This window comes from Streptomyces sp. NPDC004051 (assembly GCF_053604275.1).
This window is the reverse complement of the sequence record NZ_JBSGHG010000052.1, coordinates 1-21,135: the sequence shown is the minus strand read 5'-3', so window position 1 is coordinate 21,135 and position 21,135 is coordinate 1. Positions and strand designations below refer to the sequence as shown.

Genomic DNA, 21,135 nt, shown 5'->3' with positions numbered 1-21,135 from the left:
AGGGGGCGTGCGCGGGCGTGAACGGGCGCCGTGGCGCACTAAGCGGAGACAGCGCTTGTCAGTTGTGGCGGCAGCGTGAAAAGCTCGTCCATCGCCCCCGCGGTTTCCCCCAACTGCTTTGCCAATGTCCCTAGTTGACCTAGTTCGTTGATGCAGGAGAGTCATGCCCGACCTGCCGGCCCCCCAGGACGCCACCGAGGCGGCACTGTTCTCCGAGTGCTGGGACGCGGTGCTCTCCTACGCCGACCTGTGCACGGCCGGCTCCACCGCCGCCGCGCAACTGGCGCGCGAGGCGTTCGCCCAGGGCATACGCGAGGTGCGCGAAGCGGAGGCGACCACCGTACGCGCGGCCGGCCGCCGCTCGTCCAGGCTGCCCCGAATACCCCTGCTGCTGACCGCCGTTCGCACCACCGCGGCGGCCTGGGAGGAGGGCGGACAGGGACACCGGCTCGATCCCGACCTGCGGCTGTGGCTCCACTCCGAGAACGCCGCCCGCTTCACCGGCCCGCCACTGTCGCGCCCGGTCGCCCTGCGCGGACTGCGCGATCTGCAGCAGGCCGACGCCGAACTGCTGTGGCTGGCCGAGGCGGAGTCCCTCCCGCTGCCCCTGGTGGCCCGCCGGCTGGGTCTCGACGCCGCCACCGCCGCCGACGAACTCGCCCAGGTCCGCGGCTTCTTCCGGGACCGGTGCCACCGCAACCACCTGGACTCCCCGATGGACGCGGAGTGCCGCAGCTACGCCCGGCTGCTGGACGCCGTCACCCGCTCACCCGCCGCCGACACCCCCGATGACCTCTCCAAACACCTCGCCACCTGCGTACGCTGCGCCGAGGCCGCGGCCTGCCTCCGGCTGCACGGCGGCGGGCTGCCCGGCGCCCTCACCGGCGGGGTCCTCGGCTGGGGCGGCCTGGCCTACCTGGAGCGCCGCCGCCGCGCGGCCGAGGCGCGGCTCGGCCCCGGCCGCCCCGACGGCCCCGACGCGGGCGGCGACCCGGCCGACGCGACCGGCCGGGCGCGCGCCACCCGCAACGGGCTGCTGGTCGCCGCCGTCCTGGTGTCCGGCCTCGCCCTCGCCGTCTCCCTGATGCCGTTCGGCGGCACGGACGCCGACAGCGCGATCCGCACCGGCACCGACCCCGGACCGGTGGCCGACCCGGGCCCGTACCCGCCCGCGGCCCCCGCTCCCTCCGCCTCCGCTTCCGCCTCTTCCTCCGCCACCGGCTCCGGCCCCGCCCCCTCCGGCACCCTGCAGCCGTCCTCCGAAGGCCCTCAGGACCCGGCGAAGCCCGACCCCGACCCCGAACCCCAGGGCAGCACCACCGCCACCGCCCCCGCCGCCCCCACCGCGCCCCGCACCACCGCGTCCAGTCGGCCGGCCGTCTGTCACGCCGCGTACGACCTGGTCAACCAGTGGCCCGCCGGCTTCCAGGCCACCGTCACCGTCGCCACGACGGAACCCCTCGACTCCTGGCGCGTGGCCTTCACCTTCGAGGACGGCCAGCACGTCACCCAGATGTGGGACGCCGACGTCAGCCAGAACGGTCCCCGCGTCACCGCCACCGCCGCCGACTACAACAAGACCGTCCCCGCCGGCGGGAAGCTCGCCTTCGGCTTCATCGCCTCCTGGAACGGCACGAACTCCCCGCCCTCCGACATCACCCTCAACGGCCACTCCTGCACGACCGGGTGACGCGACCCGGCCCGAAGCCCCGGGTGTCCGGGGCGCCCGTCGAAGGCGCCCGTCAAATAGGTGGCGCCCCGGGCCGGTGGTTCCCTACAGTGAGGGCCGCAGCACACCAGCGGCGCGCGCACGCGCCGCGGTCCGCTGCCGCCGGATCGAGCGAGGGACAGGAGGTGTGACCGATGGCTGTCTTTGCGACGGGCGCCGCCCGCATCCAGGAATCCATCCGTTTCATCTCCGTGGCCACCGGCTGACCTCACCTTTCCGTTCCGCGCGTCCGCGCGGCCGCCGGGGCCACCCTTGCGAAGGGTCACCCCTTGAGCTCCACCTCTTCTTTCACCTCTTCCGCCTCTTCCATCTCCTTCACCTCCCCCGTGCCGGCCGCCTACGGCTGGGACGAGGCGTGGGCCGACGCGTTCACCCCCTACGCGGCCGAAGGACTGGTGGCCGGGCGCGTGGTGCGGGTCGACCGCGGGCAGTGCGACGTGGTCACCGCCGACGGGACCGTCCGGGCCGACACCGCGTTCGTCACCCCGCACGACCCCCTGCGGGTCGTGTGCACCGGGGACTGGGTCGCCGTCGATCCGGAGGGTCACACCCCGCGCTACGTACGGGCGTACCTGCCGCGGCGCACCGCCTTCGTGCGCTCCAGCTCCTCCGAGCGGTCCGAGGGACAGATCCTCGCCGCCAACGTCGACCACGCCGTCGTCGCCGTCTCGCTCGCCGGTGAGCTGGACCTGGCGCGGATCGAACGGTTCCTCGCCCTCGCCTGGGAGTCCGGGGCGCAGCCGGTGGTCGTGCTCACCAAGGCCGACCTGGTGCCGGACGCGGTGACCCGGGCCCATCTGGTCCAGGACGTGGAGACCACCGCGCCCGGCGTCCCGGTGCTCGCCGTCAGCGCCCGAGACGGCGAGGGGGTGGACGTCCTCGCCGCGGTCGTCTCCGGCGGTACGTCGGTACTGATCGGCGTGTCGGGTGCGGGCAAGTCCACCCTGGCCAACGCGCTCCTCGGCGAGGACGTGATGGACGTCCAGGCGGCCCGGGAGGTCGACGGCAAGGGCCGCCACACCACCACCACCCGCAACCTGCTCGCCCTGCCCGGCGGGGGAGTCCTCATCGACACCCCGGGCCTGCGGGGCGTCGGGCTCTGGGACGCCGGCAGCGGCGTCGGCCAGGTGTTCTCCGAGATCGAGGAGCTGGCCGGAGGCTGCCGCTTCCACGACTGCGCGCACGGGAGCGAACCGGGGTGCGCGGTCCTCGAGGCCGTCGAGACGGGCGTCCTGCCGGAACGCCGCCTCGAGAGCTACCGCAAGCTGCTGCGGGAGAACCAGCGCATCGTCGCCAAGACCGACGCACGGCTGCGCGCGGAGATCCGCAAGGAGTGGAAGCGGAAGGGCGCGATGGGCAAGGCGGCGATGGAGGCGAAGCGGGGCCGTCTGCGCTGATTCGTCGGCGCGCCCCCCGCACCTCCCTGTCCGATTTCCGCCAGCCGGGCTGCCCCGGCCGGCGGAGACTGGACGGTGTGATGGACGAGGACAGCAGGTACGAGGCGGTGCGCAGCCGGGACGGACGGTTCGACGGCGCGTTCTTCTTCGCCGTCGGGACGACCGGGATCTACTGCCGTCCCAGCTGCCCCGCCGTCACACCGAAACGACGCAACGTGCGGTTCTTCGCGACCGCCGCCGCCGCGCAGGGCGCCGGATTCCGGGCCTGCCGGCGGTGCCGTCCGGACGCGGTCCCCGGCTCCGCCGAGTGGAACGTGCGCGCCGACGTGGTGGGCCGGGCGATGCGGCTGATCGCCGACGGGGTGGTCGACCGCGAGGGCGTCGCCGGACTGGCCGTCCGGCTCGGGTACAGCGCCCGCCAGGTGCAGCGCCAGCTCACCGGAGAACTGGGCGCCGGGCCCGTCGCCCTCGCCCGCGCGCAGCGCGCGCACACCGCGCGCGTGCTGCTGCAGACCACCGGGCTCCCGATCACCGAGATCGCCTTCGCCGCCGGGTTCGCCAGCGTGCGGCAGTTCAACGACACCGTCCGGTCCGTGTACGCCATGACCCCCACCGCACTGCGCGCCACCGCACCCGGCGGCCGGGCCGCCGCCCGCCGCACGGCCGCCCCCACGGCGGGCATCCCCGTGCGGCTCGCCCACCGCGGCCCGTACCAGGTCCGCCCCGTCTTCGACCTGCTGGAACGCGAGGCCGTCCCGGGCGTCGAGGAGGTCACCGGAACCCCGGGCGCCCGCATCTACCGACGCACCCTGCGCCTCCCGTACGGCATCGGCGTCACCGCCGTCGACGAACGTCCCGGGACCACGCGCACCGGCTCCGCGGCCCGCCCCGGCGGTTGGCTCGACGCCCGCATCCACCTGACCGACCTCCGGGACCTGACCACCGCCGTACAGCGGCTGCGCCGCCTCTTCGACCTGGACGCGGACCCGTACGCCGTGGACGAACGGCTCGGCGCCGACGCGCGGCTCGCCCCGCTGGTCGCCGCCCGGCCCGGACTGCGCTCACCGGGCACCGCCGACCCGGAGGAACCCGCGGTACGGGCCCTGGTGGGCCGCGAGGAGGCCGCCCGGCTGGTCCAGCGGTACGGCAAGAGGCTCGACGCCCCCTGCGACGGCCTCACCCACCTCTTCCCCGAACCGGCCGTCCTCGCCGAGGCCGAACCCGGCGGCGCCCTGGGCGCGCTCACCGCCGCCCTCGCGGACGGCACCGTACGCCTCGACCCCGGCGCCGACCGGGACGACACCGCGGACGCCCTGCGCGCCGTTCCCGGCCTGGACGCCCGTACCATCGCCGAGATCCGCACCCGTGCCCTCGGCGACCCGGACGTGGCTCCGCCCGGCCCGGAGCTGCCCGACAGCTGGCGCCCATGGCGCTCGTACGCACTGAACCACCTGCGCGCGGCAGGGGAGTTGGAGTACCGATGACCACGACGAACACACCGACCACACCGACCACGGCGACCACGCCGACCACGGCGACCACGGCGAACACGCCGACCACGGCGATCGTGACGACGAGCACCCCGCACCCGTACTGGACGAGCGTGCCGAGTCCGCTCGGGCCGTTGCTCCTCACCGCCGGACCGGACGGGCGGCTCACCTCGCTCTCCGTGCCCGGCCAGAAGGGCGGTCGCGGTGTGCCGGAAGACGGGCGGCAGGACCCGGGACCGTTCCGCGCGGCGGAGGAACAGCTCGCCGCGTACTTCGCCGGTGAGCTGAGGGAATTCCGGCTGCCCCTGCACACCGCCGGCACCCCCTTCCGGGAGAAGGTCTGGGCCGCGCTCGACGAGGTCCCCTACGGGTCGACCGTGTCGTACGGCGAGATCGCCGCCCGGATCGGCGCCTCCCGGGCCGCCGTACGGGCCGTGGGCGGCGCGATCGGCGCCAACCCGCTGCTGGTCGTGCGCCCCTGCCACCGGGTGATCGGCGCCGACGGGACGCTGACCGGATACGCGGGCGGCCTGGACCGCAAGGTGCGCCTGCTCACCCACGAAGGAGTGCTCCGTCCGTAGCCGGGGCCCGTCGTGTCCGGGGAGGGGAACTCAGCCCCAGAACACCGCGCCGAGCCAGGCCGCCGTGACCAGCTGGCAGGTGAACAGTTCGGTCAGCAGGCGCCAGCCGCCCGCGCGCATCGCCGTACGCGTCGCCGCGGCCGCGTCGCCGTGGCCGCCCAGGCGGATCCGCTCGCCGGCGTAGATCCCGGCCACGAAGCCCGGGACGGAGCCCAGCACGGGCACCAGGACGAAGCCGAGGAACGACCCCGCGCCAGCGTACGCCCGCACCCGCCCCGCGGTCCCGTCGGCCCGCGGCCGGCGGGGCGGCAGCGTCCAGCGGACCACCTGGGAGAGGAGCAGGGCGGCGGTCGACCCGACGAGCACCCACCACGCCACGGGCCGCGGGTCCTGCAGGGCCCACCAGAGGATCCCGGCCCACACCAGCCACGACCCCGGCACCCCGGGCAGCAGCACTCCGCACAGGCCGAGCAGGATCACCAGTCCGGCCAGCAGGAGGTCCCACGCTCCCATCTGTTCAGGGTGCCGGAGGACGGCAGAAGGCGCAGACCGGGCGCGCCGGACCCGCACCGCGCCCTCCCGCCGGGGACGGATTTCCTGATGCCCCGTTTCCCCCGGGCCCTCGCGGTGGAGAATTGAGGGTATGAGTGAGCAGGGGGGCGGTTCCGCCGGCCACCAGGACGACTGGTGGGGGCAGTTGTACGACGCCGAGGCCGGCGACGACACGGGCTCCGCGCCCGCGGCCGACTCCCTCGACGACCGCTTCGACTCCGCGGCCGGCACGGTGAACGAGAGACCGGCCGAGCCCGCCGCCGAGGCCACGCCCACCCCCGCCGACCCCCGTGCCCCGCATGTCCCGCGGGCCCCGCGTCCCGCCCGCCCCGCCGAAGCGCCGCCGGCACCGCGCGGCCGCGGGGGCCCTCGGCCGCCCGTCCACGACGCCGAACCCACCGCGCTGCCCGCCGCCGACCCCCACGCACTGGACGACCTGGTCCCGGACACCGTGCTGGACGGCGCCCGGTACGGGGCCTGCACCCTGCGGACCGCCTCCGTGCGGGGCGACTTCGCGCGCCACCGGGGCGAACCGCGCCGGGACGCCCTGCTGACCGCCCGGTTCGGCAGCGGGGACCGGGCGCTGGTGCTGGCGGCGGTCGCGACCGGCCTGCGGACCACCCCTGGCGCGCACCGCGCGGCCGCCGAGGCCTGCCGGTGGATGGGCGAGGCGGTGGGCCTCAGCCATTCCCGCCTCGCCGAGGACATCAGGGCCGCCCGGCGCGGCGAACTCAAGTCCGGACTGCACCGCCTCACCGACCGCACCCTCGGCAGACTCCGCGCGGGCGCCGCCGAACAGGGCCTCGAGCCCGAGGCGTACGGGGTCACCCTGCGCTGCCTCCTGCTGCCCGCCGACCCCGAATGCCGTACCCGGGTGTTCTTCGGAGTCGGCGCCGGAGGCCTGTTCCGGCTGCGGGACGGCGCGTGGCAGGACATCGAACCGAAGGCCGCCGAGGCCAGGGGAGGGGCCGTGATGGGCTTCGGCTCGCCGCCCTCCGAGACCCCCGAGGGCGACCGGCTCACCATGGACCTCGGCATCCCGACACCCCCGAGCCCCTACGAGCCCGCCCCCGGACCCCCGCGCGAACCCTTCCGCTTCCGTACCTCCGTAGCCCGGAAGGGTGACACCCTCCTGCTGTGCAGCACGGGCCTCGCCGATCCGCTGCGCGGCGAGCGACAGCTCCGAGCCCACCTGGCCGAGCGGTGGTCCCGCCCCGAACCGCCGGGCCTCGCCGCCTTCCTCACCGACACCCAGGCACGGGTCGAGGGATACGCGGACGACCGTACGGCCGTCGCCGTCTGGGAGGCGTGAGCACGACGGGTGTGAATTCATGGAACCCGGAGGGAGAGCCAGAAGCCCGCACGCCCGAGGGATTCACGGACACCGAAGGGGCACCCGAGAGTCATGGCCAAACAGAACGTCGCGGAACAGTTCGTCGACATCCTGACCCGCGCGGGAGTCAAGCGCCTCTACGGCGTCGTCGGCGACAGCCTCAACCCCGTGGTCGATGCCGTGCGCCGCAACTCCGCCATCGACTGGGTCCACGTCCGGCACGAGGAGACCGCCGCCTTCGCCGCCGGTGCCGAGGCCCAGATCACCGGCCGGCTCACCGCCTGCGCCGGCTCCTGCGGGCCCGGCAACCTCCACCTCATCAACGGGCTCTACGACGCCCACCGGTCCATGGCCCCGGTCCTCGCCCTCGCCTCGCACATCCCGTCCAGCGAGATCGGCCTCGGCTACTTCCAGGAGACCCATCCCGACCAGCTGTTCCGCGAGTGCAGCCACTACAGCGAGATGATCTCCAGCCCCCAGCAGATGCCCCGGCTGCTGCACACCGCCATCCAGAACGCGGTGGGTCGCTCCGGGGTCAGCGTCGTCACCCTGCCCGGCGACATCGCCGACCACGCCGCCCCGGAGAAGGCAGTCGAGACCGCCCTGGTCACCTCCCGGCCCACGGTCCGGCCCGGCGACGCCGAGATCGACCGGCTCGTCGACATGATCGACGCGGCCGGGAAGGTCACCCTCTTCTGCGGCGCCGGAACGCAGGGCGCGCACGCCGAGGTCATGGAGTTCGCCCAGAAGATCAAGTCCCCGGTCGGGCACGCCCTGCGCGGCAAGGAGTGGATCCAGTACGACAACCCGTACGACGTCGGCATGAGCGGGCTGCTCGGGTACGGAGCCGCCTACGAGGCCACCCACGAGTGCGACCTGCTGATCCTGCTCGGCACCGACTTCCCGTACAACGCCTTCCTCCCCGACGACGTGAAGATCGTCCAGGTCGACGTGCGGCCCGAGAACCTCGGCCGCCGCTCGAAACTGGACCTCGCGGTGTGGGGCGACGTACGGGAGACGCTGCGCTGTCTGACCCCGAGGGTCAAGGCCAAGGACGACCGCACGTTCCTCGACCGGATGCTGAAGAAGCACGCGGACGCACTGGAGGGGGTGGTGAGGGCGTACACCCGGAAGGTCGAGAAGCACGTGCCGATCCATCCCGAGTACGTGGCCTCCGTGCTGGACGAACTCGCTGACGACGACGCGGTGTTCACCGTCGACACCGGGATGTGCAACGTCTGGGCGGCCCGCTACATCTCGCCCAACGGCCGCCGCCGGGTCATCGGCTCGTTCTCCCACGGCTCGATGGCGAACGCGCTGCCGATGGCGATCGGGGCGCAGTTCGTCGACCGGGGCCGGCAGGTCGTGTCGATGTCCGGGGACGGCGGATTCACCATGCTCATGGGGGACTTCCTCACCCTCGTCCAGTACGACCTGCCGGTGAAGGTGGTGCTCTTCAACAACTCCTCGCTCAGCATGGTCGAGTTGGAGATGCTGGTCGCCGGACTGCCCTCGCACGGAACCGCCATGAAGAACCCCGACTTCGCCGCCGTCGCCCGTGCCTGCGGCGCGCACGGGGTGCGGGTGGAGAAGCCGAAGGAACTCGCCGATGCCCTCAAGTCGGCGTTCGAGCACAAGGGTCCGGCCCTCGTCGACGTCGTCACCGATCCCAACGCGCTGTCCATCCCGCCGAAGATCAGCGCCGAGATGGTGAGCGGCTTCGCGCTGTCCGCGTCGAAGATGGTGCTGGACGGCGGGGTCGGCCGGATGCTCCAGATGGCGCGTTCCAACCTGCGCAACGTGCCCCGGCCGTGAGGCCTGCCCGCCGGATCGGGCCGCACGGGATCCAGCCCGCCCGGGGTGTCCGGCGGCGGGCTTCGGTCTCGTACGCGTAGCGGGGCGGGCCCTCGATGCCGCTGGTGCGGAACGGACGGCCCCGGTCGTGGATCCGCACGGCGCCGGAGCGGCCGGCCGAGGGCCGGTCCGGCACCAGGCGCCGGCGGCGGTCGCAGTTCACGGTCCGGGCGGTGACCTGCGGTACCTCCGGGTCCGTCGCGGAGACCCGGTGGAGCGTGCGGACCACCGGGACCGGCGCACCGGCGCCGTTCCCGGTGACCGCGCGGGGGAGGGGCCGGGCCACGTCCGGGCCCATGGCGTAGGCGTTGCCCGGGGCGGGGCCGGTGCTGCCGGTCACCCGGACCGGCAGCACCGTGCGGACGCCCCCGAACACGTGGGTGGCCGTTGAAGTTCGGCCAATAACCGGCCTTGACCACGCCGCACGACTCGGCGCACGGGTGGCGGGGCATGGATTCCCATGGACCTGTTCGAGCCGCAGGGGGGAATCGACACCACGACGTGGGCGGGGGCCATGAGAAGGCAGGCACGAGGGGGCGGTCCGGGCATGGCCGGGAGGACCCGGGTGACGACCGTGGAGGAGACGGCCGACGGCGACGGGGAGCGGACCCCGGCGGCACAGCTGAGACGCCGGCTGGGACGCGCGGACCTGCGGGCGGTGCCCGAGTCCCGCCACGACCTGCGAGAACTGCTCAGACACTGGGGCAGCCCCGGACAGTCGGAGACGGCCGAGCTGCTCACCACCGAACTCGTCACCAACGCGCTGGTCCACACCGACCGGGCGGCGGTCCTCACCGCCACCGTCGGACCCCGTGGACTACGGGTCGAGGTGCGGGACTTCGTGGAGCACGAGCCCCGGCCGCGAGTACCGGACGCAGGGGACGGTACGCACGGCCGGGGGCTGGTGCTGGTCGAGTCCCTCGCCGACGCGTGGGGGATCAGGGCGCACGCGGTGGGCAAAGCGGTCTGGTTCGAGCTCGACGCGGACGCCGCCTGACGCGCCGTCGACCGTCAGCCGAACTGCTGCTCCAGGTCCTTGAGCTTGCGCTCCAGGGAGTCCAGGCGCGGCAGTGCCTGGGTGTCGTCCTCCGCGGTGAGGTCGACGGTCACCGGGTCGGAACCGCCGCGCACCGGCTGGAGGGAGGGGCGCGCGCGCATCGGCAGGGCCTCCGGCGCCGGTATGACGGGCTCCGCGGAGGCCATGTCGTCGGCCCGCTCCACCGTCGGGGTCTCCACCGGGTGACCGGCGCCCCGGCCCAGCGCACCGCGGTGGCCGCGGCTGATCGCCTTCAGCCGCGCCCGCTCCACCCGCTCGTGCTCGCGCCTGCGCCGTCGCGTCTCGTCCTTCTGGCGCTGGTCCTCGCGCACCTCCTCGACCGCCTCGTCCAGGCTGCGCACGCCCTCCAGGAGCATCAGCGACCAGGCACGGTACGTCTCACGGGGGGCCCGCAGCCAGCGGACGATACGGATCTGCGGCAACGGGCGTGGCACCAGGCCCTGTTCACGCAGGGCGGCCCGGCGGGTCTGCTTCAGCGCGCGGTCGAACAGCACGGCCGCCGACAGGGACATGCCCGCGAAGAAGTGCGGGGCGCCCGCGTGTCCGATGCCCCGGGGTGCGTGCACCCAGTTGAACCAGGCCGCGGCGAACGCGAACGTCCACACGAGTATGCGGGAGCCGAGCGCCGCGTCACCGTGGCTCGCCTCGCGCACGGCGAGCACCGAGCAGAACATCGCCGCGCCGTCCAGACCGAAGGGGACGAGGTACTGCCAGCCGCCGGACAGGCCGAGGTTCTGCTCACCGAAGCCGACCAGGCCGTGGAAGGAGAGCGCCGCCGCCACCGCCGCACAGCAGAACAGCAGGACGTAGGAGACGGTGCCGTAGACGGCCTCCTTGCGCCTGCGGCGCTCCTCGCTGCGCTCCCACGAGTCGTCCGCACTCGTGTCCTTGACCGAGGAGCGCTTGCCGCGTGCGAGCACCGCCACCGCCGCCAACACGCCCAGAAGCAGCACGGCGCCCGGAAGCAGCCAATTCAGCGATATATCGGTCAGTCTCATCTAGGGGTCCCTTGCATTGGGATAGGGCGTAACGCCCGCCATAGTGGCCCAATCCCACCGTCCCCCAGGGGATTTCGGGGCAAGTGGCGGCCATCGGAACGCGAGGGGGCACCCAGGACGTCGTTCTGCTCGAACTGACGCTTGGATCGCGGGAGTTGGGTTCGACTGAGACTACCCGTACGAGTGGTTCCGTGGAGAGTTCCCGCGACAAGTGGGGGAATTGTGAATGGCCCGTGACCTTCGCGGCGTCAACCGACCTTCGCGAGCTGCCTGGTGGCGGACTTCGCGCCCCCGCAGGTGCGTGGGCAGGTGGCGCAGATCTCCGCGGGGCGCAGGGTGTAGAACATGCAGCAGCTGATCCGGTCCCGGGTGTGCGTGGGCTCGCCCCCGGGCCCGCGCACCCGGCGGAACCCCGCCGCGCCGACGTACGGCCCGGTCGCGCCGGGCAGCAGCAGCTCCAGCTCCCGCAGGGCCCGTTCCTCCTCGCCGAGCAATTGGCCGACGTACCGCAGGCTCTCCACGATCTCGTCGGTCGCCATGCCCCACAGGGCGCGGCCGCGCCGCCGCATCCGGGGACCGAAGCCCGTCAGTACGGGGCCGAGGTGCTCGGCGACGGCGGTCCGCACCTCGGCCCGCAGCGCCTCCTCGTCCGGCACCACGCGGGCGCCGGGCAGTGAGGCCGCCGGGTCGCCGGGAAGGCAGGCGAAGGTGTCCGGTCGTACGGCCATGCGGCCCACGGCGAGTCCGGGGGCGGTGCGGTCGAAGGAGACGTGCGTCACGGGGTAGCGCGGCACGCGGCGGTGCAGGAACCACGGCACGGTGATCAGCAGGCAGGCGGGCCAGGCGTAGCGGTGCAGGCCGAAACTGGCGACCACGTCCGGGCGGGCCCGCTGCTCGTAGTCCCGCAGTATCTGGTTCTCGTCCCAGGCCAGGAAGGCGTCCAGCGCGCTCCCGGCGTCCCCTTCGGCCAGCGCGTCGGCGGCGACCCAGGCGCCGCCCCGGGGGGTCTCCTCGCCGGCGGCGAGTTCGGTGACGTCGAGTGCCGGGAAGACCTCCGCCAGGCGGGCGTACGCGTCCGCGACGGCCGAACCGGGCACTGCCATGGGACCACCCCTGCACGTCACGTCGGGCCGGACCGACGTCCGCCCGACACCGGGTCGATAAAGGTAAGCCTCACCTTACCTAAGAGTGCCGGGATGTGAACCGGGGGCCCCGGTGCCCTTAAGGTTCTTGACGAGCGAGTGACAAGCCGCCGTAATGACCCCAAGTACCGACACATCCGGAGGAGGACCCGGTGAGGCAGGGCGCGAAGGGCTTTGTCGGGGTGGACGACACGGGGACCGGACAGGGCGCCGCGGGCAGGGCCGGGGTGCCCACCCAGCCCGGCGCGGAGGACGTGGGCCGGCCGCGGAACCGGCCGCGGCGCGAGGGGACCGGCGCCGCCGTGCCCGGCAGTACCGGGGCCGACGGCGTACGCGGTGAGCACACGCACGGCGAACCGGCCCTTCCCCTGCCCCGACGGCCCGTCCAGCGGTCCTCCGTGCGCGGGCAGATCCTCGCCGCGCTGCGCACCGCCCTGGTGACGGGTGATCTGCGGCCCGGCGGGGTGTACTCCGCGCCGGTGCTGGCCGAGCGGTTCGGGGTCTCCGCGACACCGGTCCGCGAGGCCATGCAGCAACTCACCCTGGAGGGCGCGGTCGAGGTGGTGCCGAACCGGGGGTTCCGGGTCGTGGAGCGGGGCGACCGGGAACTGGCCGAACTGACCGAGGTCCGGGCGCTGATCGAGATCCCGGTGGTGCTGCGGCTGTCCCGTACGGTGTCCGCCGACCGCTGGGCCGAACTGCGCCCCCTCGCCGAGGCCACGATCCGCGCCGCCTCCTCCGGCTGCCGCGCCACGTACGCCGAGGCCGACCGCGCCTTCCACCGCGCGGTGCTCGCCCTGGCCGGCAACGAGCAGTTGCTCCGGATTGCCGAGGACCTGCACCGCCGTGCCCAGTGGCCCCTGATCGGCTCCGCCCCCGGAGCCCGGGGCGGGGCGGGGCGACTGGTGGCCGACGCCCACGAACACACCGCCCTGCTGGACGCGTTGATCGCGGGCGACGCGGAGGCGGTGCGGTCACTGGTGGAGGACCACTTCACCGGGACGCTCTGAGCACACCGGGACGCCGCTACGCCTGGGCCGCCCCCGGCGCCGGCGGGGCCAGTTGGCGGGACAGCCAGGTGGGGACCCCGCCGAGCAGGCGCAACAGGCGCCGGGCCTCCTCCCGCAGGCGGGACGCCTCCGGGTCGGTCTCCGTCTCGGCGAGGGAGACCAGGGCCGGGGCCGTGCCGACCAGATAGCCCAGCTCCTCGCGGATCCGCAGCGATTCGGCGAAGCCGTGCCGGGCCTCCGCCAACTCGCCCTCCCTCAGGGCGAGTCCGGCGAGGTGACGCCAGGTGCCGGAGAGCAGCAGCGGATCGGCGTGCGCGGTGGCGCCGGCGTGGGCGCGGTGGTACGCGGCGCGCGCCGACTGCGGGGACCGGGTCAGGTTCTCGGCGATCAGCCCGCGCCGGAAGTCCAGCAGCGCCCGCGCCGCGGCCCCCGGCGGGATCAGCGCCGCCGCCCGGCCGAGCGCGGCCCGTGCCTCGTCCGCCCGGTCCCGCACCCCGAACAGGGTGGCGGCGTAGGCCAAGTACCCGCGTTCACAAGCGGCGGCGCCCCGCTCGTCGTCGCTGTCGGCCAAAGCCTCGGCCGTGCGCAGCGCGTCCTCGGCCTCCTCCCACCCCGCCTCGGTGTACAGGCACCGCTCCACCAGGAGCGACGCCCGCTGCAGCGCGGTGGCCGGGGACACCGGAGTGAGCAGGGCGGCGGCGTCGACCCAGCAGGCGCGTGAGCGCAGCCGCCATACCGCGGTCTGGAGGGGATCGTCACCAGCGGTCGTTCCGTTACCAGACATGGCGGTATGCGCCACGTTGCCCTCCCCGAGCACGCCTTCGAGCTGTTGAGTGGTGGCCGCATCTCAGCACGAACAACGGGGCCGGGCCAAGAGGGTGGGTGAAGGATTTCACAAAGTCCTGGACCGGCGGGCGGGAACGGGCAACTCCCCGACGGCGCCCGCGAGTCCCCACCGGCGCGCGGATCCGCCGCACGCCACCCCCGCCCCGCCCCGGGCGGCTCCGGCTCCCTTCGGCGGCCCGCCGTCAGCTCGTCGGCGGCCCGCCGTCAGCTCATGCGGAGGGCCAGGAAGAAGTCCAGCTTGTCCTCCAGGCGGGACAGGTCACGTCCCGTCAGCTGCTCGATGCGGCCCACCCGGTAGCGCAGGGTGTTGACGTGCAGGTGCAGCCGGGAGGCACAGCGGGTCCAGGAGCCGTCGCAGTCCAGGAAGGCTTCCAGGGTGGGGATCAACTCGGCGCGGTGGCGCCGGTCGTACTCCCGCAGCGGGTCCAGGAGGCGGGCGGTGAAGGCCCGGCGTACGTCGTCGGGGACGAAGGGCAGCAGCAGGACGTGCGAGGCCAGCTCGTGGTGGCCGGCCGCGCAGACCCGGCCCGGACGGGCCGCGGCCACGCGCCGCGCGTGCCGCGCCTCCTCCAGTGCCCCGCGCAGCCCCTCCGCCGAGTGCACGGCCGCGCTGACCCCGAGCGTGAGCCGCCCGTCGCCGTCCAGACCGGCCGTCAGCGGGCCCCGTACGGACTCCAGCAGGGTCTCCGCGAGGATCCCGTTCCCGTCGGAGCCCTCGTGCTCGCCCGCCGCGGCCGGCAGCGGGACGAGTGCGATCGCCTCCTCCCCGGTGTGCGCCACCGCGAGCCGGTCGGACTGCTCGGGCCCCGTCGACGCCGGATCGGCCAGGATCTCCTCGAGCAGCGCCTGCGTGGCCGGACCGCCCTCGGCCCCGCCGCCGTCCCGGTCGACCCGGGCCACTACCACCTGCCAGTGCGGTGCGGTCCCGAGCCCGGGCACCAGCACCGGCGCCGCCACCCGCAGCCGGGCCGCGACCTCGGCCGGCGCGGCTCCCGCCTGGACCAGCTCCAGCACCTCGTGCGCGAGCCGACGGCGCACCGTGCGCGCCGCGTCCCGGCGGTCCCGCTCGACCGCGATCAGCTGGGTGACGCCGTGCAGCAGGTCCAGCCGTTCCCCGGCCCAGTCCGCGGCATCCGCCTCGACCGCCAGCAGCCAGTCCGACAGCACCGCGCCCCGGTCGTCCGAGCCGTCCGAGCCGTCCGGGCCGTCCGGGGGTCCGGAGGCGTCCCGCCCGTCGTGCGGGGTCCGCGCGGTCAGCGGGGGGTGCCCGCCGCCGCGCACCGGGAAGAGGCTGTACGTGGTCCGGTCGTCCAGGGTCACCCGGTGCGGTCCGGGCCGGCCGGAGCGCGCGGCCGCCAGGTGCTCCGCCGCGAGCCGTGCGCCCACGCCCGCGGGCAGCCCCGGCCCCGCCGCCTTCGAGCCGGCGATCAGCCGCCCGGTGGGCGAGAGCACCCACGCCCGCAGGTCCAGGTCGGTGCCGAGCAGATCGAGCACCACGTCCGGGCCGCCGCCCGCCGGGCCCGACGTCATCATCCGCCGGTGCCGGTCCACCACGGCCGCGAGGTCCCCGGCCCGCTCGCCGGACACCTTCCGCACGACGTGCTCGGTGACGGTCGCGAAGGCCACCGACTCGTGCACCGCGAACAGCGGCAGCCGGTGCCGCGCACAGGCCGCGATCAGGTCGTCCGGGATGTCGCCCAGCTCGGCCTCACCGGCCGCCAGGGCGGCGATCCCCGCCCGCACCATGCGCCGTACGAACGGTTCCGAGTCGGCGGGGTCCCGGCGCCAGGCCAGGCCCGTGAGCACCAGTTCCCCGCCCGAGAGGTAGCGGCTGGGGTCCTTGAGGTCGGTGGTCATCACCCCGTGCACGGTGCGGTCCAGCTCGTCCTCGCCGCCGAGCAGCCTGAGGCCCAGCGCGTCGGTCTCCAGCAGTGCGCGCAGCCGCATTCTCGTCGCCGCCGTTTCCTTTGTGTCGATGTGTGCGTGGATGTGTGCGTCATGTACGTCGATGCGTCCTCGACGTGTGGGTCGGTGCCTACGATGGGCCGTGGAGGGGGTTCCGCGGTGCGGCGTCCGGCGGTCGGCCGATCGGTCGCGGTCGGCCGGTTACCGGAAGAGCGCTCTCCGTGTCCTCCGGGTCCTCCGGATCCGCTGTTCCTGGAGGAAGACATGAGGATCACCGGGATCGCCGAAGTCGTCGAGACCGCTGAAGCCCTTCGTTCATATGAATCTACAAGATGATTGCGCTGGCCAGCCAACTCCTTCATGGCTTCCGTGACTGACCCGGGTGGAGCAACGGACGGTGTACTGAGGCGCACTCCGAGTGAATCCCCCACGAACGAGCCGGGCCCGCCGGACACGGACCGGTTCGATCCCGTACGACTCACGGGAGGAACAACTCGACGCACCCGACACGAGACGAAGAAGAGAGTCGGTCATGGACTTCCTTCGCCCAGCCGGCTGGGAGGAGGCGCTCGCCGCGAAGGCCGAGCACCCCACCGCCGTACCGATCGCGGGCGGCACCGATGTGATGGTCGAGATCAACTTCGACCACCGCAGACCCGAGTACCTCATGGACCTCAACCGCATCGCCGACCTCGCCGAATGGGAGGTCGGCGCGGACACCGTACGGCTCGGCGCCTCCGTCCCGTACTCGAGGATCATGGAGCACCTGCGGGCCGAGCTGCCGGGTCTCGCCCTCGCCTCCCACACGGTCGCCTCCCCGCAGATCCGCAACCGCGGCGGGGTCGGCGGCAACCTCGGCACCGCCTCCCCGGCGGGCGACGCCCACCCGGCGCTGCTCGCCGCCGGCGCCGAGGTCGAGGCCGAGTCGGTGCGCGGGTCCCGCCGCATCCCGATCGACGCCTTCTACACCGGAGTGAAGCGCAACGCGCTGGCGCCGGACGAACTGATCCGCGCCGTGCACATCAGGAAGGCCGACGGCCCCCAGCAGTTCTCCAAGGTCGGTACCCGCAACGCGATGGTCATCGCCGTGTGCGCGTTCGGCCTGGCCCTGCACCCGGGGACCCGCACGGTCCGCACCGGCATCGGCTCCGCGGCGCCCACCCCCGTACGCGCCACGGCCGCCGAGGAGTTCCTGAACGCGGCGCTCGAGGAGGGCGGCTTCTGGGACAACGGGAAGACCGTCACCCCGTCCGTGGTCCGGCAGTTCGCGGCCCTGTGCGCCGCCGCCTGCAACCCGATCGACGACGTCCGGGGCACCGCGGAGTACCGCCGGCACGCCGTCGGCGTCATGGCCCGCCGCACGCTGACCTGGACCTGGGAGTCGTACCGCGGCGCCCGCCGGAGCACCGAGGGAGCCGCGTGATGCGTATCGACTTCACCGTCAACGGACGGCGCCGGCAGGCCGACGACGTGTGGGAGGGCGAGTCCCTGCTGTACGTGCTGCGCGAGCGGCTCGGCCTGCCCGGCTCCAAGAACGCCTGCGAACAGGGCGAGTGCGGCTCCTGCACGGTGCGCCTGGACGGCGTCTTGGTGTGCTCCTGCCTCGTCGCGGCGGGCCAGGTGGAGGGCCGTGACGTCGTCACGGTCGAGGGGCTGGCGGACCTCGCCCGGCAGCGTTTCGGCGGCGCCGGCGCCGAACACCGGGAAAGCGCCGGACTCGCCCCGGTCCAGCAGGCGTTCATCGACGCCGGCGCCGTCCAGTGCGGCTTCTGCACCCCGGGCCTGCTGGTCGCCGCCGACGAGATGCTGGAGCGCAACCCCAGCCCGAGCGACGCGGACATCCGCGAGGCGCTGTCGGGCAACCTGTGCCGCTGCACGGGCTACGAGAAGATCATGGACGCGGTCCGCCTCGCGGCCGCCCGCCAGTCCGAGGGGACCCGCGGATGACCGCCCACGAGCCCGCAACGGCGCCCGGACCGGCCGCCGTCACCCCCCTCGGTGCGCCCACCGCCCTCACCCAGGGCGCGCGGACCAGGGGCGGCATCGGGGAGTCCACCCTGCGCCCCGACGGCCTCCTCAAGGTCACCGGCGAGTTCGCGTACTCCTCCGACCTGTGGCACGAGGACATGCTCTGGGGCCAGATCCTGCGCTCCACGCTCGCGCACGCCGAGATCGTGTCGATCGACACCTCCGAGGCCCTCGCACTGCCGGGCGTGTACGCGGTCCTGACCCACGACGACCTGCCGACCGAGGTGAAGAACTACGGCCTGGAGATCCGGGACACCCCCGTCCTCGCCCACGGCAAGGTCCGCCACCACGGCGAACCCGTCGCCGTGGTCGCCGCCGACCACCCGGAGACCGCGCGCCGCGCCGCCGCCAGGATCAGGGTCGAGTACCGCGAACTCCCGGTCGTCACCGACGAGGCCTCCGCGCTCGCCCCCGACGCGCCCCTCGTCCACGAGAACCGGCAGGACCTCCCCCAAGGGCCTCCGACGGGCTCCGGCCCAGGGGGGACGCCCATCTCCGCCCACGTCCCCCACCCCAACATCGTCCACCGCCAGCCGATCGTGCGCGGCGACGTGGCACGGGCCCGCGAGCGGGCGGACGTCGTCGTCGAGGGCGAGTACACCTTCGGCATGCAGGACCAGGCCTTCCTCGGACCCGAGTCGGGACTCGCCGTCCCCGAGGAGGACGGGGGCGTCCACCTCTACGTCGCCACCCAGTGGCTCCACTCCGACCTGCGCCAGATCGCGCCCGTCCTCGGCCTGCCCGAGGACAAGGTGCGGATGACCCTGTCCGGCGTCGGCGGCGCGTTCGGGGGCCGCGAGGACCTGTCCATGCAGATCCACGCCTGCCTGCTCGCCCTGCGCACCGGCAAGCCCGTCAAGATCGTCTACAACCGCTTCGAGTCCTTCTTCGGCCACGTCCACCGCCACCCGGCCACACTCCGCTACGAGCACGGCGCCACCCGCGACGGCAGACTGACCCATGTCAAGTGCCGCATCGTGCTCGACGGCGGCGCGTACGCCTCCGCCTCCCCGGCCGTGGTCGGCAACGCCACCTCCCTCGGCGTCGGCCCCTACCGGGTCGACGACGTCGAGATCGAGGGCCTCGCCCTCTACACCAACAACCCGCCCTGCGGCGCCATGCGCGGCTTCGGCGCGGTCCAGGCGTGCTTCGCCTACGAGGCGCAGATGGACAAGCTGGCGCGGGAACTGGGCATGGACCCGGTGGAGTTCAGACAGCTCAACGCGATGGAGCAGGGCACGGTCATGCCCACCGGACAACGGGTCGACTCCCCGGCGCCGGTCGCCGAACTCCTGCGCCGCGTCAAGGCGATGCCGATGCCGCCCGAGCGGCAGTGGGAGAGCAGCGAGGGCGTCGACGTACGCCGGCTGCCGGGCGGCCTGTCCAACACCACCCACGGCGAGGGCGTCGTCCGCGGCGTCGGCTACGCGGTCGGCATCAAGAACGTCGGCTTCTCCGAGGGCTTCGACGACTACTCCACCGCACGCGTGCGGATGGAGGTGGTCGGCGGGCGGCCCGTGGCCACCGTGCACACCGCGATGGCGGAGGTCGGACAGGGCGGTGTCACCGTCCACGCCCAGATCGCCCGCACCGAACTCGGCGTCGTCCAGGTCACCATCCACCCGGCCGACACCCGGGTGGGCTCGGCCGGTTCGACCTCCGCCTCCCGGCAGACCTATGTCACCGGAGGCGCCGTGCGCCACGCCTGCGAACTCGTCCGCGAGCGGGTGCTCGAACTCGGCCGGCGCCGGCTCGGCTCCTACCACCCGGCGTGGGCGACGGCCGAACTCCTGCTGGAGGACGGCAAGGTGGTCACCGACGGCGGCGAAGTCCTCGCCGACCTGGTGGACGTCCTCGGCGACGAGGCCGTCGAGGTGGAGGAGGAGTGGCGGCACCGGCCGACCGAACCCTTCGACCCGCGCACCGGCCAGGGCAACGGACACGTCCAGTACACGTTCGCCGCGCACCGCGCCGTCGTCGAGGTCGACACCGAGCTCGGCCTGGTCAAGGTGATCGAACTGGCCTGCGCGCAGGACGTCGGCAAGGCGCTCAACCCGCTGTCCGTCATCGGCCAGATCCAGGGCGGCACCGCCCAGGGGCTGGGCGTGGCGGTCATGGAGGAGATCCTCGTCGACCCGAGGACCGCGAAGGTCCGCAACCCCTCCTTCACCGACTACCTCATCCCCACCATCCTCGACACGCCGACCATCCCCGTCGACGTGCTCGAACTCGCCGACCACCACGCGCCGTACGGGCTGCGCGGCGTCGGCGAGGCCCCCACACTGTCGTCCACCCCGGCGGTCCTCGCGGCCGTCCGGGACGCGACCGGGCTGGAGCTGAACCGTACGCCGGTACGACCGGAGCACCTGACCGGCACCGCATGACAGACCCTCCGGGCGGCACACGGACGGCCACGGCGCGCGCCACCCGGAGCACCCGGCTCAGGAGGCCGAGAGATGCTGGACATCGCCGAGGAACTGCACCGGTGGGCCGAGCAGGGCCGCGACTTCGCGGTCGCCACCGTCGTGGCGGTCGCCGGCAGCGGGCCCCGCGGGCCCGGCGCCGCGCTGGCGGTGGACACCGACGGCACGGCGGTCGGCTCGGTCTCCGGCGGCTGTGTGGAGGGCGCGGTGTACGCGCTGTGCGAGCAGGCGCTCCGGGACGGCGAGACCGTCCTGGAACGCTTCGGCCCCAGCGACGAGGACGCCTTCGCCGCCGGTCTGACCTGCGGCGGCGTCATCGACGTCCTGATCACACCGGTACGGGCCGCGGACCCCGCCCGCCCGGCGCTCACCGCCGCGCTCGCCGCCGCCGCGCGGGGCGGGGCGGCGGCTGTGGCGCGGACCGTGAGCGGTCCCGCCGGCCTGATGGGCCGCGCGCTCACGGTGCGCCCCGACGGTTCGTACGAGGGCGGCTTCGGCGACCGCCCGGCTCTCGACCGCACCGTGGCGGGGGAGGCGGGCGCGTTCCTGGACGCGGGCCGCACCGGCACCCTGGAGATCGGCGCGGAGGGTTCACGCTGCGGCGCCCCGGTGACCCTGTTCGTGGAGTCGGCGGTCCCGCCGCCCCGGATGATTGTCTTCGGGGCGGTCGACTTCGCGGCGGCCCTGGTCCGGGTCGGCGCGTTCCTGGGCTACCGGGTCACGGTGTGCGACGCGCGTGCCGTCTTCGCCACCCGGGCCCGCTTCCCGGAGGCCGAGGAGATCGTCGTCG

The 21,135-nt window shown here is 74.1% G+C and carries 17 protein-coding genes; 12 read left to right on the top strand and 5 right to left on the bottom strand.

Translation table 11 applies throughout. The features are described from left to right. The first annotated feature begins 163 nt into the window (after window positions 1-163). The 4 genes from ACWEQO_RS32300 to ACWEQO_RS32285 all read left to right on the top strand — a co-directional run bounded on the left by ACWEQO_RS32300 (window position 164) and on the right by ACWEQO_RS32285 (window position 5,197). A complete protein-coding gene (locus tag ACWEQO_RS32300) occupies window positions 164-1,690 on the top strand; it encodes a cellulose binding domain-containing protein (RefSeq protein WP_452986171.1) in 1,527 nt (508 codons plus the stop codon). A 308-nt stretch (window positions 1,691-1,998) separates the two neighbouring features. Next, the gene (rsgA, locus tag ACWEQO_RS32295; protein ID WP_361460833.1) at window positions 1,999-3,126 is read left to right on the top strand and encodes a ribosome small subunit-dependent GTPase A; all 1,128 of its coding nucleotides are present in this window, start codon (window positions 1,999-2,001) and stop codon (window positions 3,124-3,126) included. Between the two features lie 80 nt (window positions 3,127-3,206). After that, a complete protein-coding gene (locus ACWEQO_RS32290) occupies window positions 3,207-4,610 on the top strand; it encodes a DNA-3-methyladenine glycosylase 2 family protein (RefSeq protein ID WP_452986177.1) in 1,404 nt (467 codons plus the stop codon). Further along, window positions 4,607-5,197, top strand: a complete 591-nt coding sequence (locus tag ACWEQO_RS32285; protein ID WP_452986170.1) for a methylated-DNA--[protein]-cysteine S-methyltransferase — start codon at window positions 4,607-4,609, stop codon at window positions 5,195-5,197. Before ACWEQO_RS32290 ends, ACWEQO_RS32285 begins: the two co-directional genes overlap by 4 nt. A 30-nt stretch (window positions 5,198-5,227) precedes the next feature. Here ACWEQO_RS32285 and ACWEQO_RS32280 read toward each other — a convergent pair whose 3' ends face one another. Then, on the bottom strand, window positions 5,228-5,710 hold the full coding sequence (locus ACWEQO_RS32280; RefSeq protein WP_452986169.1) for a DUF456 domain-containing protein: 483 nt from the start codon (window positions 5,708-5,710) through the stop codon (window positions 5,228-5,230). 130 nt (window positions 5,711-5,840) lie between these two features. Between ACWEQO_RS32280 and ACWEQO_RS32275 the strand changes: the two genes are divergently transcribed. From ACWEQO_RS32275 to ACWEQO_RS32265, 3 genes are all read left to right on the top strand, one after another. Then, the gene (locus tag ACWEQO_RS32275; RefSeq protein WP_452986168.1) at window positions 5,841-7,061 is read left to right on the top strand and encodes a protein phosphatase 2C domain-containing protein; all 1,221 of its coding nucleotides are present in this window, start codon (window positions 5,841-5,843) and stop codon (window positions 7,059-7,061) included. Window positions 7,062-7,154: 93 nt separating this feature from the next. After that, on the top strand, window positions 7,155-8,897 hold the full coding sequence (locus ACWEQO_RS32270) for a pyruvate dehydrogenase (RefSeq protein WP_361460841.1): 1,743 nt from the start codon (window positions 7,155-7,157) through the stop codon (window positions 8,895-8,897). A 586-nt stretch (window positions 8,898-9,483) separates the two neighbouring features. Beyond that, window positions 9,484-9,933: an ATP-binding protein gene (locus tag ACWEQO_RS32265; protein ID WP_361460843.1), complete on the top strand. Its 450-nt coding sequence runs from the start codon at window positions 9,484-9,486 to the stop codon at window positions 9,931-9,933. Between the two features lie 14 nt (window positions 9,934-9,947). On the opposite strand, the gene ACWEQO_RS32260 is transcribed toward ACWEQO_RS32265, so the two are convergent. Together ACWEQO_RS32260 and ACWEQO_RS32255 are read right to left on the bottom strand one after the other, a co-directional pair. After that, complete coding sequence (locus ACWEQO_RS32260) at window positions 9,948-10,991, bottom strand: DUF2637 domain-containing protein (RefSeq protein ID WP_361460845.1); 1,044 nt, start codon at window positions 10,989-10,991, stop codon at window positions 9,948-9,950. A 248-nt stretch (window positions 10,992-11,239) separates the two neighbouring features. Further along, a complete protein-coding gene (locus ACWEQO_RS32255) occupies window positions 11,240-12,094 on the bottom strand; it encodes a (2Fe-2S)-binding protein (RefSeq protein ID WP_452986167.1) in 855 nt (284 codons plus the stop codon). 191 nt (window positions 12,095-12,285) lie between these two features. On the opposite strand from ACWEQO_RS32255, the gene ACWEQO_RS32250 reads away from it, so the two are divergent. Continuing rightward, window positions 12,286-13,143, top strand: coding sequence for a GntR family transcriptional regulator (locus ACWEQO_RS32250; protein ID WP_452986166.1), 858 nt, complete (start codon window positions 12,286-12,288; stop codon window positions 13,141-13,143). Between the two features lie 16 nt (window positions 13,144-13,159). On the opposite strand, the gene ACWEQO_RS32245 is transcribed toward ACWEQO_RS32250, so the two are convergent. Continuing rightward, on the bottom strand, window positions 13,160-13,927 hold the full coding sequence (locus ACWEQO_RS32245) for a hypothetical protein (RefSeq protein WP_361460850.1): 768 nt from the start codon (window positions 13,925-13,927) through the stop codon (window positions 13,160-13,162). 266 nt (window positions 13,928-14,193) lie between these two features. After that, window positions 14,194-15,936 (bottom strand): PucR family transcriptional regulator, encoded by a 1,743-nt coding sequence (locus ACWEQO_RS32240; protein WP_452986165.1) that lies wholly within the window; start codon window positions 15,934-15,936, stop codon window positions 14,194-14,196. Between the two features lie 490 nt (window positions 15,937-16,426). Here ACWEQO_RS32240 and ACWEQO_RS32235 point away from each other — a divergent pair, with 490 nt between their 5' ends. The 4 genes from ACWEQO_RS32235 to ACWEQO_RS32220 form a co-directional block, all read left to right on the top strand. Beyond that, complete coding sequence (locus ACWEQO_RS32235; RefSeq protein WP_452986164.1) at window positions 16,427-17,317, top strand: FAD binding domain-containing protein; 891 nt, start codon at window positions 16,427-16,429, stop codon at window positions 17,315-17,317. After that, entirely contained in the window at window positions 17,317-17,841 is a 525-nt protein-coding gene (locus ACWEQO_RS32230) for a (2Fe-2S)-binding protein (RefSeq protein WP_452986163.1), read from the top strand. Before ACWEQO_RS32235 ends, ACWEQO_RS32230 begins: the two co-directional genes overlap by 1 nt. Then, complete coding sequence (locus tag ACWEQO_RS32225) at window positions 17,838-20,306, top strand: xanthine dehydrogenase family protein molybdopterin-binding subunit (protein WP_452986161.1); 2,469 nt, start codon at window positions 17,838-17,840, stop codon at window positions 20,304-20,306. Before ACWEQO_RS32230 ends, ACWEQO_RS32225 begins: the two co-directional genes overlap by 4 nt. A gap of 72 nt (window positions 20,307-20,378) precedes the next feature. Next, window positions 20,379-21,135: XdhC family protein (locus ACWEQO_RS32220; RefSeq protein WP_452986160.1), on the top strand; the 757-nt coding region annotated here is incomplete at its 3' end.

What these genes read in the sequence shown, in the direction of transcription:
- ACWEQO_RS32300 (WP_452986171.1), top strand. Translation starts at nt 164, where the DNA reads ATGCCCGACCTGCCGGCCCCCCAGGACGCCACCGAGGCGGCACTGTTC.
- ACWEQO_RS32290 (WP_452986177.1), top strand. Translation starts at nt 3,207, where the DNA reads ATGGACGAGGACAGCAGGTACGAGGCGGTGCGCAGCCGGGACGGACGG.
- ACWEQO_RS32285 (WP_452986170.1), top strand. Translation starts at nt 4,607, where the DNA reads ATGACCACGACGAACACACCGACCACACCGACCACGGCGACCACGCCG.
- ACWEQO_RS32280 (WP_452986169.1), bottom strand. Translation starts at nt 5,710, where the DNA reads ATGGGAGCGTGGGACCTCCTGCTGGCCGGACTGGTGATCCTGCTCGGC.
- ACWEQO_RS32275 (WP_452986168.1), top strand. Translation starts at nt 5,841, where the DNA reads ATGAGTGAGCAGGGGGGCGGTTCCGCCGGCCACCAGGACGACTGGTGG.
- ACWEQO_RS32270 (WP_361460841.1), top strand. Translation starts at nt 7,155, where the DNA reads ATGGCCAAACAGAACGTCGCGGAACAGTTCGTCGACATCCTGACCCGC.
- ACWEQO_RS32265 (WP_361460843.1), top strand. Translation starts at nt 9,484, where the DNA reads ATGGCCGGGAGGACCCGGGTGACGACCGTGGAGGAGACGGCCGACGGC.
- ACWEQO_RS32260 (WP_361460845.1), bottom strand. Translation starts at nt 10,991, where the DNA reads ATGAGACTGACCGATATATCGCTGAATTGGCTGCTTCCGGGCGCCGTG.
- ACWEQO_RS32255 (WP_452986167.1), bottom strand. Translation starts at nt 12,094, where the DNA reads ATGGCAGTGCCCGGTTCGGCCGTCGCGGACGCGTACGCCCGCCTGGCG.
- ACWEQO_RS32245 (WP_361460850.1), bottom strand. Translation starts at nt 13,927, where the DNA reads ATGTCTGGTAACGGAACGACCGCTGGTGACGATCCCCTCCAGACCGCG.
- ACWEQO_RS32240 (WP_452986165.1), bottom strand. Translation starts at nt 15,936, where the DNA reads ATGCGGCTGCGCGCACTGCTGGAGACCGACGCGCTGGGCCTCAGGCTG.
- ACWEQO_RS32235 (WP_452986164.1), top strand. Translation starts at nt 16,427, where the DNA reads ATGGACTTCCTTCGCCCAGCCGGCTGGGAGGAGGCGCTCGCCGCGAAG.
- ACWEQO_RS32230 (WP_452986163.1), top strand. Translation starts at nt 17,317, where the DNA reads ATGCGTATCGACTTCACCGTCAACGGACGGCGCCGGCAGGCCGACGAC.
- ACWEQO_RS32225 (WP_452986161.1), top strand. Translation starts at nt 17,838, where the DNA reads ATGACCGCCCACGAGCCCGCAACGGCGCCCGGACCGGCCGCCGTCACC.